Source organism: Streptomyces sp. NPDC048277, assembly GCF_040652235.1.
Classification (GTDB): domain Bacteria; phylum Actinomycetota; class Actinomycetes; order Streptomycetales; family Streptomycetaceae; genus Streptomyces.
In genome coordinates, this window is the sequence record NZ_JBEZLQ010000001.1 from 87,828 (window position 1) to 103,380 (window position 15,553).

Below are 15,553 nucleotides of genomic sequence, written 5' to 3' on the forward strand. Positions count from 1 at the left end.
CCAATAGACATGGGACTCGAAGAAAAGCTGCCGAGCGGATTCCTGCTGACCACCGTCGAGCAGGCCGCGGGCTGGGTGCGCAAGGCGTCCGTCTTCCCCGCCACCTTCGGCCTCGCCTGCTGCGCCTTCGAAATGATGACGGCGGGCGCGGGCAGGTACGACCTGGCACGGTTCGGCATGGAGGTCTTCCGCGGCTCACCGCGCCAGGCCGACCTGATGATCGTCGCCGGCCGGGTCAGCCAGAAGATGGCGCCCGTCCTGCGCCAGGTCTACGACCAGATGCCCAACCCCAAGTGGGTGATCTCCATGGGCGTCTGCGCCTCCTCGGGCGGCATGTTCAACAACTACGCCATCGTCCAGGGCGTCGACCACATCGTCCCCGTCGACATCTACCTGCCGGGCTGCCCGCCGCGCCCCGAGATGCTGATGGACGCGATCCTCAAGCTCCACCACAAGATCCAGACCTCCAAGCTCGGCGTCAACGCCGAGGAAGCCGCCCGCGAGGCGGAGGAGGCGGCGCTCAAGGCCCTGCCGACGATCGAGATGAAGGGGCTGCTGCGGTGAGCGACGCGAACGGCCACAACGGGGTCAACCCCGAGAAGGACCTCGCCGCCGACAACCTCCCCGGCCAGCGCGGCCAGGGCGGTGAGGAGATCCGCGTCCAGCGCGGCATGTTCGGCGCCAACAACGGCGGCGACACCTCCGGCTACGGCGGCCTGGTCCGCTCGGTCCGACTCCCGGGACCGGCGGCCCGCCCCTACGGCGGCTGGTTCGACGAGGTCGCCGACGAACTGGAGGGCGCCCTGGAGGAACAGGGACTCCTGCCCGCCAACGCCATCGAGAAGACGGTCGTCGACCGCGGCGAACTCACCTTCCACATCGAACGCGAGCACCTGCTCCGCGTCGCCCGCACCCTGCGCGACGACCCGGCGCTCCGCTTCGAGCTGTGCACCGGCGTCAGCGGCGTCCACTATCCCCACGACAAGGGCCGCGAGCTGCACGCCGTCTACCACCTGCGCTCGATCACCCACAACCGGCTGATCCGCCTCGAGGTCAGCGCCCCGGACGCCGACCCGCACATCCCGTCCCTGGTCGAGGTCTATCCGACCAACGACTGGCACGAGCGGGAGACCTACGACTTCTTCGGGATCGTCTTCGACGGTCACCCGGCCCTGACCCGGATCATCATGCCGGACGACTGGCAGGGCCATCCGCAGCGCAAGGACTACCCGCTCGGCGGCATCCCCGTCGAGTACAAGGGCGCCCAGATCCCGGCTCCGGACCAGCGGAGGTCGTACTCGTGAGCACACAGTCCACATCCGCCGCGTCGGCCGCCTCGGCGCGCGAGACCACCGAGGGCACCGTATATACGGTCACCGGTGGCGACTGGGACGAGATCGTCCAGTCCGCGGTCCGCGCCGACGACGAGCGCATCGTCGTCAACATGGGTCCCCAGCACCCCTCCACCCATGGAGTGCTCCGGATCATCCTGGAGATCGACGGCGAGACCGTCACCGAGGCCCGCTGCGGCATCGGCTATCTGCACACCGGCATCGAGAAGAACACCGAGTACCGCACGTGGACGCAGGGCTCCGCCTTCGTCACGCGCATGGATTACCTGACGTCCTTCTTCAACGAGACCGCCTACTGTCTCGCCGTCGAGAAACTCCTCGGCATCGACGACCAGGTCACCGACCGCGCCACGATCATCCGGGTGCTCCTGATGGAGCTGAACCGGATCTCCTCCCACCTGGTCGCCATCGCCACGGGCGGCATGGAGCTGGGCGCCACCACGATCATGATCTACGGATTCCGTGATCGTGAAATGATTCTCGACCTGTTCGAGCTCATCACCGGCCTGCGGATGAACCACGCGTTCATCCGCCCCGGCGGACTCGCCCAGGACCTGCCGCCCGGCGCGGTGGACCAGATCCGCGAGTTCATCAAGAAGATGCGGAAGAACCTTCCGGAGTACGACAAGCTCGCCACCGGGAACCCCATCTTCAAGGCCCGCATGCAGGACATCGCCTACCTCGACCTGGCCGGCTGCATGGCCCTCGGCGCCACCGGGCCCATCCTGCGCGCCACGGGTCTCCCGCACGACCTGCGCAAGAGCCAGCCGTACTGCGGCTACGAGAACTACGAGTTCGACGTCCCGACCGCCGACACCTGCGACGCCTACGGCCGCTTCCTGGTCCGCCTGGAGGAGATGAGCCAGTCGCTCAGGATCGTCGAACAGTGCCTGGACCGGCTGCAGCCCGGTCCGGTCATGGTCGCCGACAAGAAGATCGCCTGGCCCGCCCAGCTCGCCCTGGGACCGGACGGACTCGGCAACTCCCTCGACCACATCAAGAAGATCATGGGCACCTCCATGGAGGCCCTGATCCACCACTTCAAGCTGGTCACCGAGGGCTTCCGGGTCCCGCCCGGACAGGTCTACACGGCGGTCGAGTCACCCAAGGGCGAACTCGGGGTGCACGCGGTCTCCGACGGCGGCACCCGCCCCTACCGGGTCCACTTCCGCGACCCGTCCTTCGCCAACCTCCAGGCCATCGCGGCGATGTGCGAGGGCGGCCAGGTGGCCGACGTCATCGTCGCCATCGCTTCCATCGACCCCGTACTGGGAGGCGTCGACCGGTGAACACCTCTTCCACGTCCTCTACGGAGCGGGGCGTCAGCCTGGGCATGCCCGAGCTGCCCGCGCCCGCGTATCCGGACGACGTCCGGGCCCGCCTGGAGACGGACGCGCGCGACATCATCGCCCGCTACCCCGACTCCCGGTCCGCCCTGCTGCCGTTGCTGCATCTCGTGCAGTCGGAGGAAGGGCACGTCACGCGCACCGGGATGCAGTTCTGCGCGGACGTCCTGGAGCTGACCACGGCCGAGGTCACCGCCGTCGCCACCTTCTACACCATGTACCGGCGCAGGCCCTCCGGCGACTACCAGGTGGGCGTCTGCACCAACACCCTGTGCGCGGTGATGGGCGGCGACGCGATCTTCGAGACCCTCCAGGAGCACCTGGGCGTCGGCAACGGCGAGACCACCGACGACGGCAAGGTCACCCTGGAGCACATCGAGTGCAACGCGGCCTGCGACTTCGCCCCGGTCGTGATGGTCAACTGGGAGTTCTTCGACAACCAGACCCCGGCGAGCGCCAAGCGCCTGGTCGACGACCTGCGCGCCGGCCGGGACGTCGAACCCACCCGCGGGGCCCGCGTGTGCACCTTCAAGGAGACCGCGCGCATCCTCGCCGGCTTCCCCGACGAGCGTCCCGGGGCCGTCGAGGAGAGCGGCGGCGCGGGACCCGCCTCGCTGGTCGGCCTCCGCCTGGCCAGGGGAGAGACCGCACCCGCGCGCGTGGTCCATCCGCGTGCCCAGGGGTCCCAGGACACGCCGCCCGCAGAGGAGGGGGAGTGATGACGGTGGTACCCGACCTCAAGGACACCAGCCCCGAGAAGCTGCTCGCACCCGTGCTGTCGGCCTTCTGGGACGAGGACCGGTCCTGGACGCTGGACGTCTACCGAAGGCACGAAGGGTACGAGGGGCTCCGCAAGGCGCTCGCGATGTCACCGGACGACCTGATCGCCTACGTCAAGGAGTCCGGGCTGCGCGGCCGCGGCGGCGCGGGGTTCCCGACCGGGATGAAGTGGCAGTTCATTCCGCAGGGAGACGGCAAACCGCACTATCTAGTTGTCAACGCCGACGAATCGGAGCCCGGGACCTGCAAGGACATCCCGCTCCTCTTCGCGAACCCGCACAGCCTCATCGAGGGCATCGTGATCGCGTGTTATGCCATCCGGTCGTCGCATGCCTTCATCTATCTGCGTGGTGAAGTCGTCCCCGTCCTGCGGCGGTTGCACGAGGCCGTGCGCGAGGCCCAGGAGGCCGGCTATCTCGGCGAGAACATCCTCGGCAGCGGTCTCGACCTGACCCTCACCGTGCACGCCGGCGCCGGCGCGTACATCTGCGGTGAGGAGACCGCACTGCTCGACTCGCTCGAAGGCCGCCGCGGCCAACCGCGGCTGCGTCCCCCCTTCCCGGCCGTCGAAGGGCTCTATGCCTGCCCGACTGTTGTGAACAACGTCGAGTCCATCGCCTCGGTTCCCGCCATCCTGAAAAACGGCAAGGAATGGTTCAGGTCGATGGGGAGCGAGAAGTCGCCCGGCTTCACGCTCTACTCCCTCAGCGGCCATGTCACCAGCCCCGGCCAGTACGAGGCACCGCTCGGCATCACCCTGCGCCAGCTCCTCGACATGAGCGGCGGGATGCGCCCCGGCCACCGCCTCAAGTTCTGGACGCCCGGCGGCTCCTCGACACCGATGTTCACCGACGAGCACCTCGACGTCCCCCTCGACTACGAAGGAGTGGGCGCCGCGGGTTCCATGCTGGGCACCAAAGCCCTGCAGTGCTTCGACGAGACCACCTGCGTCGTCCGCGCCGTCACCCGCTGGACCGAGTTCTACGCCCACGAGTCCTGCGGCAAGTGCACCCCCTGCCGCGAAGGCACCTACTGGCTGGTGCAGCTGCTGCGCGACATCGAGGCCGGCAAGGGCGTGATGTCCGACCTCGACAAGCTGAACGACATCGCCGACAACATCAACGGCAAGTCCTTCTGCGCCCTCGGCGACGGCGCCGCATCCCCGATCTTCTCCTCGCTCAAGTACTTCCGCGAGGAGTACGAACAGCACATCACGGGCCGGGGCTGCCCCTTCGACCCGGCCAAGTCGACGGCCTGGGCGGACCGCCCGGAGGTGAACGCATGACCGTGACCACGAGTTCCCCCTCCTCGGGGGGAACGGCGGCGGTCCCGCCGGAGGACCTCGTCACGCTGACGATCGACGGCGCCGAGATCAGCGTGCCCAAGGGCACCCTGGTCATCCGCGCCGCCGAACAACTCGGCATCGAGATCCCGCGCTTCTGCGACCACCCCCTGCTGGACCCGGCCGGCGCCTGCCGCCAGTGCATCGTCGAGGTCGAGGGCCAGCGCAAGCCCATGGCGTCCTGCACGATCACCTGTACGGACGGGATGGTGGTGAAGACTCACCTCACCTCACCCGTGGCCGAGAAGGCCCAGCACGGGGTGATGGAGCTGCTGCTCATCAACCACCCGCTGGACTGCCCGGTCTGCGACAAGGGCGGCGAGTGCCCGCTGCAGAACCAGGCGATGTCCCACGGCAACGCCGAGTCCCGCTTCGACGGCAGGAAGCGCACCTACGCCAAGCCCGTCCCGATCTCCACCCAGGTGCTCCTCGACCGCGAGCGGTGCGTGCTGTGCGCACGCTGCACCCGGTTCTCCAACCAGGTCGCCGGCGACCCGATGATCGAACTCCTGGAACGCGGCGCGCTCCAGCAGGTCGGCACCGGCGAGGGCGACCCGTTCGAGTCGTACTTCTCCGGCAACACCATCCAGATCTGCCCGGTGGGCGCGCTGACCTCGGCGGCGTATCGCTTCCGCTCCCGCCCCTTCGACCTGATCTCCTCGCCGTCCGTGTGCGAGCACTGCTCGGGCGGCTGCGCCACCCGCACCGACCACCGGCGCGGCAAGGTCATGCGGCGGCTCGCCGCCAACGACCCCGAGGTCAACGAGGAGTGGATCTGCGACAAGGGACGCTTCGCGTTCCGGTACGCGCATCAGAAGGACCGCCTGGAGACCCCGCTGGTCCGAGGCGCCCAGGGCGTCCTCGAACCCGCCTCCTGGCCGGAGGCCCTCGACGCGGCCGCGCGGGGACTTGCCGCCGCCCGCTCCCGGGCCGGCGTCCTCACCGGCGGACGGCTCACCGTCGAGGACTCCTACGCGTACAGCAAGTTCGCGCGCGTGGCGCTCGACACCAACGACATCGACTTCCGCGCGCGCGTGCACAGCAGCGAGGAGGCCGACTTCCTGGCCGCCCGCATCGCGGGACGCGGCCGTGACCTCGACGGCACGGGCGTCACCTACACCTCCCTGGAGAAGGCACCCGCCGTCCTCCTGGTCGGATTCGAGTCGGAGGAGGAGGCCCCCGGCGTCTTCCTGCGGCTGCGCAAGGCCTGGCGCAAGCGCAAACAGAAGGTGTACTCCCTCGCCACGTACGCCACGCGCGGTCTGGAGAAGGCGGGCGGCACCCTGCTGCCGGCCGCGCCCGGCACCGAGACCGAATGGCTCGACGCCCTCGCCGGCGGCGTCGGCCTGGAGGAACCCGGCACCCGGGCCGCCGAGGCGCTGCGCACCGAGGGCGCGGTGATCGTCGTAGGCGAACGGCTGGCGTCGGTCGCCGGCGGATTCACCGCCGCCGTACGCGCCGCCACCGCCACCGGCGCCCAGCTGGTGTGGATCCCGCGCCGGGCCGGGGAACGCGGCGCGGTCGAGGCGGGCGCGCTGCCGTCGCTGCTGCCGGGCGGCCGCCCGGCCACCGACCCACGCGCGCGTGAAGAGGTCGCCGCCGCCTGGGGCGTCTCCGAACTCCCGCTCCGCTACGGCCGCGACACGGGCCAGATCATCGAGGCCGCCGCCCGCGGCGAACTGTCCGCCCTGCTGGTCGCCGGCGTCGAGGTCGCCGACCTGCCCGACCCGGCACGCGCGCGTGCGGCACTCGAAGGCGTCGGCTTCCTGGTCTCCCTGGAGCTGCGGCCCAGCGAGGTCACCGAGCACGCCGACGTCGTCCTCCCGGTCGCCGCGGTCCCCGAGAAGGCCGGCACCTTCCTCAACTGGGAAGGCCGGGCACGCCTCTTCGAGGCCGCCCTCAAGCCCGACCAGATGACCCGCCGGCTCGCGCCCACCGACGCGCGCGTGCTGCAGATGCTCGCCGACGCCATGGACGTCCATCTCGGCCTGCCGGATCTGCGCACCGCGCGTGCGGAACTGGACCGGCTCGGCGCCTGGGACGGGACGAGGGCCTCGGAACCGGCGGAGACGTCGGTGTCGCTGCCCAGGCCCGCGGCCGGGGAGGCCGTGCTCGCCGGACACCGGCTCCTCCTCGACCACGGTGTCCTCCAGGAGGGCGACGAGGCGCTCGCCGGCACCCGGCACGCCGCCCACGCGCGCGTGTCCGCCGCGACCGCCGCCGAGGCCGGCATCGGCAACGGCGAGCTCATCGCCGTCACCGGGGGCTCCGGGACCGTCGAACTCCCGCTCCAGATCACCGAGATGCCCGACCGCGTGGTCTGGCTCCCGCTGAACTCCGTGGGCGGCGGCGCCGCCTCCGACACGGGAACCCTGCCCGGCTCCCTCGTCCGCATCGGCCCGGCGGCCACCGCCGGTGAGGCTCCCAAGGAGGTGGAGGCATGAACCCGTACCTCGCCGCTGAAGACCTCTCCATGTTCGGCCGCGACCCCTGGTGGCTGGTCGTCGTCAAGGCGGTCTTCTGCTTCGCGTTCCTGATGGTGACCGTGCTGATCTCCATCGTCATGGAGCGCAAGGTCGTCGCCTGGATGCAGCTGCGTATCGGCCCCAACCGGCACGGCCCCTGGGGCATGCTCCAGTCGCTCGCCGACGGCATCAAACTGATGCTCAAGGAAGACGTCGTCGTCAAACGCGCCGACAAGGTCGTCTACATCCTCGCGCCGATCATCGCGGCCATCCCGGCGTTCATGGCGATCGCGGTCATCCCGTTCGGCCCCGCCGACAACGAGGTCTCGATCTTCGGTCACCGCACCACGATGCAGCTCACCGACCTGCCGATCGCGATGCTCTACATCCTCGCGGTCGCCTCGGTCGGCATCTACGGCATCGTCCTCGCCGGCTGGAGCTCCGGATCCACCTACCCGCTCCTCGGCGGCCTCCGCTCCTGCGCACAGATGATCTCCTACGAGATCGCCATGGGCGCCGCGTTCGCCTCCGTGTTCCTCTACTCCGGGTCGATGTCGACGTCGACGATCGTCGCCCAGCAGCAGGACCGGTGGTACATCCTGCTGCTGCCGGTCTCGTTCATCCTCTACATCGTCACCATGGTCGGCGAGACCAACCGCGCCCCCTTCGACATGCCGGAGTCCGAGGGCGACCTGGTCGGCGGCTTCAACACCGAGTACTCGTCGATCAAGTTCGCGATGTTCATGCTCGCCGAGTACGTCAACATGGTGACCGTCTCGGCGGTGTCGACCACCCTGTTCCTCGGCGGCTGGCGCGCCCCGTGGCCGATCAGCACCGTCTGGGCCGGCGCCAACCACGGCTGGTGGCCGATGCTCTGGTTCGTCGCCAAGGTCGTCCTGCTGCTGTTCTTCTTCGTCTGGCTGCGCGGCACGCTCCCGCGCGTGCGCTACGACCAGCTGATGAAGCTCGGCTGGAAGGTCCTCATCCCGGTCTCGGTCGTCTGGCTGATGCTCGTCGCGACCGTACGGACCCTGCGCAACCAGAACTACGACTTCGCCGACATCGCCCTCTACGTCGGCGGCGGAGTCCTCGCCCTGCTGCTCCTGTCCTTCGTCGTCGACATGTTCCGCGACAAGGGCGACAAGAGCGGCCAGGCCGAGCAGCCCGCCGCGGAGCCGGCCGGATTCGACCCGATGGCGGGCGGATTCCCCGTACCACCGCTGCCCGGACAGGAACTGCCACCGGTGCCCCGGCGCAGCCCCCGCCGGGAGCGGGAGCTGATTGTCAGTGGCGGGACCGACACTGTGAGTGACGGAACTACGGATGGAAAGGAGGCGTCCGATGGCTGAGGAGCCCAAGGAGACCGAGCAGTTGAAGCCTGGCTTCCTGAACCCCGTGGCCGGCTTCGGCGTGACCTTCAAGGCCATGTTCAAGAAGCGGCTGACCGAGCAGTACCCGGAACAGAAGAAGACCACGGCCCCGCGGTTCCACGGACGGCACCAGCTCAACCGCCATCCGGACGGCCTGGAGAAGTGCGTCGGCTGCGAGCTGTGCGCCTGGGCCTGCCCCGCCGACGCCATCTACGTGGAAGGCGCCGACAACACCGACGAGGAGCGCTACTCGCCGGGCGAGCGCTACGGCCGCGTCTACCAGATCAACTACGCCCGCTGCATCCTGTGCGGCCTGTGCATCGAGGCGTGCCCCACGCGCGCGCTCACGATGACCAACCAGTTCGAACTGGCCGACACCAGCCGCGCCAACCTCATCTACACCAAGGAACAGCTGCTCGCCGGCCTCGAAGAGGGCATGGTCGACACCCCCCACGCGATCTTCCCGGGGACCGACGAACAGGACTACTACCGGGGCCTGGTGACCGAGGCCGCGCCCGGGACCGTACGCCAGGTGGCCGTCTCCAAGGGAGAGCGGCCGGAGGACGAGGAGGTGGAAGCATGAGCCCTCAGCTCGCCGCCTACACCACCTCCACCGGTGAGGCCTTCCAGTTCTGGGTCCTCGGTACCGTCGCCTTGCTCGGCGCCCTGGGCACCGTCTTCATGAAGAAGGCCGTGCACAGCGCGCTCTCCCTCGCCGGAACCATGATCGTCCTGGCGGTGTTCTACCTCGCCAACGGTGCCTACTTCCTCGGCATCGTGCAGATCGTCGTCTACACCGGCGCGATCATGATGCTGTTCCTCTTCGTGGTGATGCTCGTCGGCGTGACCGCCGCCGACTCGCTGAAGGAGACCATCAAGGGCCAGCGCTGGCTGGCCCTTCTCTGCGGGGTCGGCTTCGGCGTCCTGCTCCTCGCGGGCATCGCCAACGCTTCCCTGAAGGACTTCGACGGCACCGGCCAGGCCAACGCCAACGGCAATGTGGAGGGCCTCGCCGCCCTCATCTTCACCAAGTACGTCTTCGCCTTCGAAATCACCGGCGCCCTGCTCATCACGGCCGCCGTCGGCGCCATGGTGCTCACCCACCGCGAGCGCACCGAGCGCGCCAAGACCCAGCGCGAGCAGGCCGAACAGCGCGTCCGCGACGGCAAGCACCTGCCGCCGCTGCCCGCCCCCGGTGTCTACGCCCGGCACAACGCCGTCGACATCGCCGGCCTGCTGCCCGACGGCACCCCGTCCGAGCTCACGGTCAGCAAGACACTCCGCGACCGCGGCCAGATCCGTGACGTGTCGGCGCAGGCGCTGGGCGACCTGCGGGCCCTGGAACAACGCGCCGAGGAACGGCTGGAGCGCGGCCCGATCGAGCCCGGGAACCACAAGCGGCCCGAGGAGGCGTCGAAGTGAACCCCGTCTACTACCTCTACCTCGCCGCCCTGTTGTTCACGATCGGCGCCACCGGTGTGCTGATCAGACGGAACGCGATCGTCGTCTTCATGTGCATCGAGCTGATGCTCAACGCCTGCAACCTCGCGTTCGTCGTCTTCTCCCGCATGCACGGCAATCTCGACGGCCAGATCATCGCCTTCTTCACGATGGTCGTCGCCGCCGCGGAGGTCGTGGTCGGGCTCGCGATCATCGTGTCGCTGTTCCGTACCCGCCACTCGGCCTCGGTCGACGACGCCAGCCTCATGAAGCTGTAGGGGGTCGCTGAATCGTGGAGAACCTGATTGCGCTGCTGATCGCGGCGCCCCTGCTCGGAGCGGCCGTCCTCCTGGTCGGCGGCCGCCGCCTGGACGCCGTGGGCCACTGGATCGGCACGCTCCTTTCGACGACTTCCTTCGTGTTCGGCGTGATCCTCTTCGCCGACCTGCTGGGCAAGAACGCCGAACACCGCACGCTCACCCAGCACCTGTGGACGTGGATCTCCGTCGGCAGCTTCCAGGCGGACGTCACCTTCCGCCTCGACCAGCTGTCGATGACGTTCGTCCTGCTGATCACCGGCGTCGGCTCGCTCATCCACCTGTACTCGGTCGGGTACATGGAGCACGACGAGCGCCGCCGCCGCTTCTTCGGCTACCTCAACCTGTTCCTCGCGGCGATGCTGCTGCTCGTCCTCGCCGACAACTACCTGCTGCTGTACGTCGGCTGGGAGGGCGTCGGTCTCGCCTCGTACCTGCTGATCGGCTTCTGGCAGCACAAGCCCAGCGCGGCCACGGCGGCCAAGAAGGCCTTCCTGGTCAACCGCGTCGGCGACATGGGCCTGTCGATCGCGATCATGCTGATGTTCACGACGTTCGGCACGTTCGCCTTCGGCCCGGTCTTCAGCCACGCGACCGACGCCTCCCAGGGCAAGCTCACCGCGATCGGCCTGATGCTGCTGCTCGCCGCCTGCGGCAAGTCCGCCCAGGTGCCGCTGCAGTCCTGGCTCGGGGACGCCATGGAGGGCCCGACCCCGGTCTCCGCCCTCATCCACGCGGCGACCATGGTGACCGCGGGCGTCTACCTGATCGTCCGCTCCGGAGCCATCTTCAACGCGGCCCCCGACGCCCAGCTGGCCGTCACCGTCGTCGGCGCCGTCACCCTCCTCTTCGGTGCGATCGTCGGTTGCGCCAAGGACGACATCAAGAAGGCCCTCGCCGGCTCGACCATGTCGCAGATCGGCTACATGATCCTCGCCGCGGGCCTCGGCCCGATCGGCTACGTCTTCGCGATCATGCACCTGGTGACCCACGGCTTCTTCAAGGCAGGCCTCTTCCTCGGCGCCGGTTCCGTCATGCACGGCATGAACGACGAGGTCGACATGCGCAAGTACGGCGGCCTGCGCACATACATGCCGGTCACCTTCATCACCTTCGGCCTCGGCTACCTCGCGATCATCGGCTTCCCGGGACTGTCCGGCTTCTTCTCCAAGGACAAGATCATCGAGGCGGCGTTCGCCAAGGGCGGCGCCGAGGGCTGGATCCTCGGCACCTGCGCCCTGGTCGGCGCGGCCATCACCGCGTTCTACATGACGCGCGTGATGCTGATGACCTTCTTCGGCGAGAAGCGCTGGCAGCCCGACGAGCACGGTCACGAGCCGCACCCGCACGAGTCCCCGAAGGTCATGACCATCCCGATGATCGTCCTGGCGGTCGGCTCGGTCTTCGGCGGCGCGTTCTTCAGCATCGGCGACCGCTTCCTGCACTGGCTGGAGCCGATCACCGGACACAGCGAGGGCAACTCCCCGATCAGCGCGGGCGTCGTCACCGGCGCCACCATGGTGTGCCTGATCATCGGCGTCGGCATCGCCTACCTGCAGTACGGCCGCCGTCCCGTCCCGGCCGTCGCCCCGCGCGGTTCGCTGCTCACCCGCGCGGCCCGCCGTGACCTCCTCCAGGACGACTTCAACCACGTCGTCCTCGTCCGCGGCGGCGAACACCTCACCCGCTCCCTGGTGTACGTCGACCACACCCTGGTCGACGGGGTCGTCAACGGCACGGCGGCGGGCTTCGGCGGACTCTCCGGCCGACTGCGCAAACTCCAGAACGGCTATGCGCGCTCGTACGCGGTCTCGATGTTCGGCGGCGCGGCCCTCCTGGTCGCCGCGACCCTGCTGATGAGGGCGGTCTGATACCGATGTCCTTTCCTCTGCTGACAGCGACGGCGGCACTCCCGGCCGTCGGCGCGGTCGCCACGGCCGCCGTACCGGCCGCACGGCGCACCGCCGCCAAATGGCTCGCGCTGCTGGTCTCGCTCGCCACCCTGGCGCTGGCGATCGTCATCCTGGTCCGCTTCGACCCGGGCGGCGCCCGCTACCAGCTCACCGAATCGCGTCCCTGGATCGCGGACTTCGGCGTCAGGTACGACCTCGGCGTGGACGGCATCGCGGTCGCCCTGATCGCACTGACCGCCCTGCTGATGCCGTTCATCATCCTGGCGGGCTGGCACGACGCCGACCCGCTGGAGACCGGAAGCAGGCGGTGGCGGCCGACCCAGGGCTTCTTCGCCCTGATCCTGGCCGTCGAGGCGATGGTGATCATCTCCTTCGAGTCCACCGACGTCTTTCTCTTCTACATCTTCTTCGAAGCCATGCTCATCCCGATGTACTTCCTCATCGGCGGCTTCGGCGACCGCGCCCACGCGCAGGGCGAGGCGGCGGCGTCCACGCAACGGTCGTACGCCGCGGTGAAGTTCCTCCTCTACAACCTGGTCGGCGGGCTGATCATGCTGGCCGCGGTGATCGGCCTCTACGTGGTCGCCGGGAACTTCTCCCTCACGGAGATCGCGCAGGCTCGCGCGAACGGCACCCTGCACATGGCGACCAGCACCGAGCGCTGGCTGTTCCTCGGCTTCTTCTTCGCCTTCGCGGTGAAGGCGCCGCTGTGGCCGCTGCACACCTGGCTGCCCAACGCCATGCAGGAGTCCACCGCCCCCGTCGCCGTCCTCATCACCGCGGTCGTCGACAAGGTGGGCACGTTCGCGATGCTCCGCTTCTGCCTCCAGCTCTTCCCAGAGGCCAGCAAGTGGGCGACGCCCGTCATCCTCGTCCTCGCCCTGATCAGCATCATCTACGGCGCACTGCTCGCCGTCGGGCAGCGGGACATCAAGCGCCTGGTCGCCTACGCGTCGATCTCGCACTTCGGCTTCATCATCCTGGGCATCTTCGCGATGACCAGCCAGGGCCAGTCCGGCGCCACCCTCTACATGGTCAACCACGGCATCTCGACGGCCGCGCTGATGCTGGTCGCCGGCTTCCTGATCTCCCGCCGCGGCTCCCGGCTCATCGCCGACTACGGCGGTGTGCAGAAGGTCGCCCCGGTGCTCGCCGGCACCTTCCTGATCGGCGGCCTGGCAACCCTGTCCCTGCCGGGCCTCGCGCCCTTCGTGAGCGAATTCCTCGTCCTGGTCGGCACGTTCACGCGCTACCCGGCGATCGGGATCATCGCCACCTTCGGCATCGTCCTCGCCGCGCTCTACACCCTCGTCCTCTACCAGCGGACGATGACGGGCCCGGTGAAGCCGGAGGTCTCCGCGATGCCCGACCTGCGCGCGCGTGAACTCGTGGTCGTCGCCCCGCTGATCGTCCTGCTGATCTTCCTGGGCGTCTATCCGAAGCCCGTCACGGACATCGTCAACCCGGCGGTCAAGCAGACCATGTCGGACGTACACAAGACCGACCCCAAGCCCCCGGTGGAGGCGGCCAAGTGAGCACAGCAGCCGTCCACAGCCTGTGGACAACCGCGGCCGAGCCGATCACGAAGTTCCAGGCGCCGAAGATCGAATACGGACAGTTGTCGCCCACCCTGATCGTCGTCGGCGCGGCGATCGTCGGGATCCTGGTCGAGGCGTTCGTCCCGCGCAAATCCCGCTACTACGCACAGGTGTTCGTCTCCGCAGTGGCGCTGTGCGCGGCTTTCGCGGCGGTCGTCGCACTGGCCGCGGACGGATACGGCACCACGAAGGCGCACATCGCCGCCATGGGCGCGATCGCCGTCGACGGACCGTCCCTGTTCCTGCAGGGAACGATCCTGCTGGCCGGCCTCCTCGGCCTGTTCACCTTCGCCGAACGCCGCCTCGACCCGGCCGCCCACGGCAACCGCGTCGACTCCTTCGCCGCCCAGGCCGCCGCAGTCCCCGGCAGCGACACCGAGAAGGCCGCCGTCAAGGCCGGCTTCACCACCACCGAGGTCTTCCCGCTCCTGCTCTTCGCGGTCGCGGGCATGCTGGTGTTCCCCTCGGCCAACGACCTGCTGACGCTCTTCGTGGCCCTGGAGGTCTTCTCCCTCCCGCTCTACCTGATGTGCGCCCTGGCCCGCCGCAAGCGCCTCATGTCGCAGGAAGCCGCCGTCAAGTACTTCCTGCTCGGCGCCTTCGCCTCCGCGTTCACCCTGTTCGGCATCGCCATGCTCTACGGCTACGCCGGCTCCGTCTCGTACGCCACAATCGCCCAGGTCGTCGACGGCAGCGTCACCAACGTCGACCCGGCCCTTGCCAACACCATGGGCAACGACGCGCTGCTGCTGATCGGCGCCGCGATGGTCGTCATGGGCCTGCTCTTCAAGGTCGGCGCGGTCCCCTTCCACATGTGGACGCCCGACGTCTACCAGGGCGCACCCACCCCGGTGACCGGCTTCATGGCCGCGGCCACGAAGGTCGCCGCCTTCGGCGCGCTGCTGCGGCTGCTCTACGTCGTCCTGCCCGGCATGCGCTGGGACTGGCGGCCGGTCATGTGGGGCGTCGCGATCATCACCATGCTGGGCGGCGCGATCGTCGCGATCACCCAGACCGACATCAAGCGACTGCTCGCGTACTCGTCGATCGCCCACGCCGGATTCATCCTCGCGGGTGTCATCGCGACCTCGAAGGACGGCGTGTCGTCCGTCCTCTTCTACCTGGCCGCGTACTCCTTCGTGACCATCGGCGCCTTCGCCGTGGTCACCCTGGTGCGCGACGCGGGCGGCGAGGCCACACACCTGTCCAAGTGGGCCGGCCTTGGCCGCCGCTCACCGCTGGTCGCGGCCGTCTTTGCGGTGTTCCTGCTGGCCTTCGCCGGCATCCCGCTGACCTCCGGCTTCGCCGGGAAGTTCGCCGTGTTCAAGGCGGCGGCGGAAGGCGGGGCGGCCCCGCTGGTCGTGATCGGTGTGATCTCGTCGGCGATCGCCGCGTTCTTCTACATCCGCGTGATCGTCCTGATGTTCTTCAGCGAACCGCGGCCCGAGGGCCCCACGGTCGCCGTGCCGTCACCGCTGACCATGGCGGTGATCGGAGTGGGCGTGGCGGTCACGCTGGTGCTCGGCGTGGCACCGCAGTACTTCCTGGACCTGGCGAGCCAGGCGGGCGTGTTCGTGCGCTGAAGCCGTCCTTTACGGCCACGGGCCCCGGTTCCTCGCGGAGGAACCGG

13 protein-coding genes are annotated in these 15,553 nt (G+C 69.0%); all 13 read left to right on the top strand.

The genetic code is table 11. The annotated features are described in order from the left end of the window. Positions 1-9: 9 nt before the first annotated feature. Genes AB0D85_RS00465 through nuoN form a run of 13 tightly spaced genes read left to right on the top strand, consistent with a single transcriptional unit; the run spans position 10 to position 15,506 of the window. The gene (locus AB0D85_RS00465) at positions 10-564 is read left to right on the top strand and encodes an NADH-quinone oxidoreductase subunit B family protein (protein WP_362311960.1); all 555 of its coding nucleotides are present in this window, start codon (positions 10-12) and stop codon (positions 562-564) included. Further along, positions 561-1,304: an NADH-quinone oxidoreductase subunit C gene (locus AB0D85_RS00470; protein WP_362311962.1), complete on the top strand. Its 744-nt coding sequence runs from the start codon at positions 561-563 to the stop codon at positions 1,302-1,304. Before AB0D85_RS00465 ends, AB0D85_RS00470 begins: the two co-directional genes overlap by 4 nt. Further along, complete coding sequence (locus AB0D85_RS00475) at positions 1,301-2,641, top strand: NADH-quinone oxidoreductase subunit D (RefSeq protein ID WP_362311964.1); 1,341 nt, start codon at positions 1,301-1,303, stop codon at positions 2,639-2,641. Before AB0D85_RS00470 ends, AB0D85_RS00475 begins: the two co-directional genes overlap by 4 nt. Positions 2,642-2,685: 44 nt before the next feature. After that, positions 2,686-3,417, top strand: coding sequence for an NADH-quinone oxidoreductase subunit NuoE (gene nuoE, locus AB0D85_RS00480; RefSeq protein WP_362313390.1), 732 nt, complete (start codon positions 2,686-2,688; stop codon positions 3,415-3,417). Then, positions 3,414-4,763 carry an NADH-quinone oxidoreductase subunit NuoF gene (gene nuoF / locus AB0D85_RS00485; RefSeq protein WP_362311966.1) on the top strand — a complete coding sequence of 450 codons (1,350 nt, stop codon included), beginning with the start codon at positions 3,414-3,416 and terminating at the stop codon, positions 4,761-4,763. The genes nuoE and nuoF overlap by 4 nt, the downstream gene beginning before the upstream one ends. Then, complete coding sequence (locus AB0D85_RS00490; RefSeq protein WP_362311968.1) at positions 4,760-7,264, top strand: NADH-quinone oxidoreductase subunit G; 2,505 nt, start codon at positions 4,760-4,762, stop codon at positions 7,262-7,264. Before nuoF ends, AB0D85_RS00490 begins: the two co-directional genes overlap by 4 nt. Further along, a complete protein-coding gene (nuoH, locus tag AB0D85_RS00495) occupies positions 7,261-8,634 on the top strand; it encodes an NADH-quinone oxidoreductase subunit NuoH (RefSeq protein WP_362311970.1) in 1,374 nt (457 codons plus the stop codon). The genes AB0D85_RS00490 and nuoH overlap by 4 nt, the downstream gene beginning before the upstream one ends. Further along, positions 8,627-9,238 carry an NADH-quinone oxidoreductase subunit NuoI gene (gene nuoI, locus AB0D85_RS00500; RefSeq protein WP_362311971.1) on the top strand — a complete coding sequence of 204 codons (612 nt, stop codon included), beginning with the start codon at positions 8,627-8,629 and terminating at the stop codon, positions 9,236-9,238. Before nuoH ends, nuoI begins: the two co-directional genes overlap by 8 nt. Next, positions 9,235-10,077, top strand: a complete 843-nt coding sequence (locus AB0D85_RS00505) for an NADH-quinone oxidoreductase subunit J (RefSeq protein ID WP_362311973.1) — start codon at positions 9,235-9,237, stop codon at positions 10,075-10,077. The genes nuoI and AB0D85_RS00505 overlap by 4 nt, the downstream gene beginning before the upstream one ends. Continuing rightward, positions 10,074-10,373 carry an NADH-quinone oxidoreductase subunit NuoK gene (gene nuoK, locus AB0D85_RS00510; RefSeq protein WP_046726439.1) on the top strand — a complete coding sequence of 100 codons (300 nt, stop codon included), beginning with the start codon at positions 10,074-10,076 and terminating at the stop codon, positions 10,371-10,373. The genes AB0D85_RS00505 and nuoK overlap by 4 nt, the downstream gene beginning before the upstream one ends. Positions 10,374-10,387: 14 nt before the next feature. After that, positions 10,388-12,283, top strand: coding sequence for an NADH-quinone oxidoreductase subunit L (gene nuoL, locus AB0D85_RS00515; protein ID WP_362311975.1), 1,896 nt, complete (start codon positions 10,388-10,390; stop codon positions 12,281-12,283). A gap of 5 nt (positions 12,284-12,288) precedes the next feature. Next, on the top strand, positions 12,289-13,860 hold the full coding sequence (locus tag AB0D85_RS00520) for an NADH-quinone oxidoreductase subunit M (RefSeq protein WP_362311977.1): 1,572 nt from the start codon (positions 12,289-12,291) through the stop codon (positions 13,858-13,860). Then, positions 13,857-15,506: an NADH-quinone oxidoreductase subunit NuoN gene (gene nuoN, locus AB0D85_RS00525; protein ID WP_362311979.1), complete on the top strand. Its 1,650-nt coding sequence runs from the start codon at positions 13,857-13,859 to the stop codon at positions 15,504-15,506. Before AB0D85_RS00520 ends, nuoN begins: the two co-directional genes overlap by 4 nt. Positions 15,507-15,553: the final 47 nt, after the last annotated feature.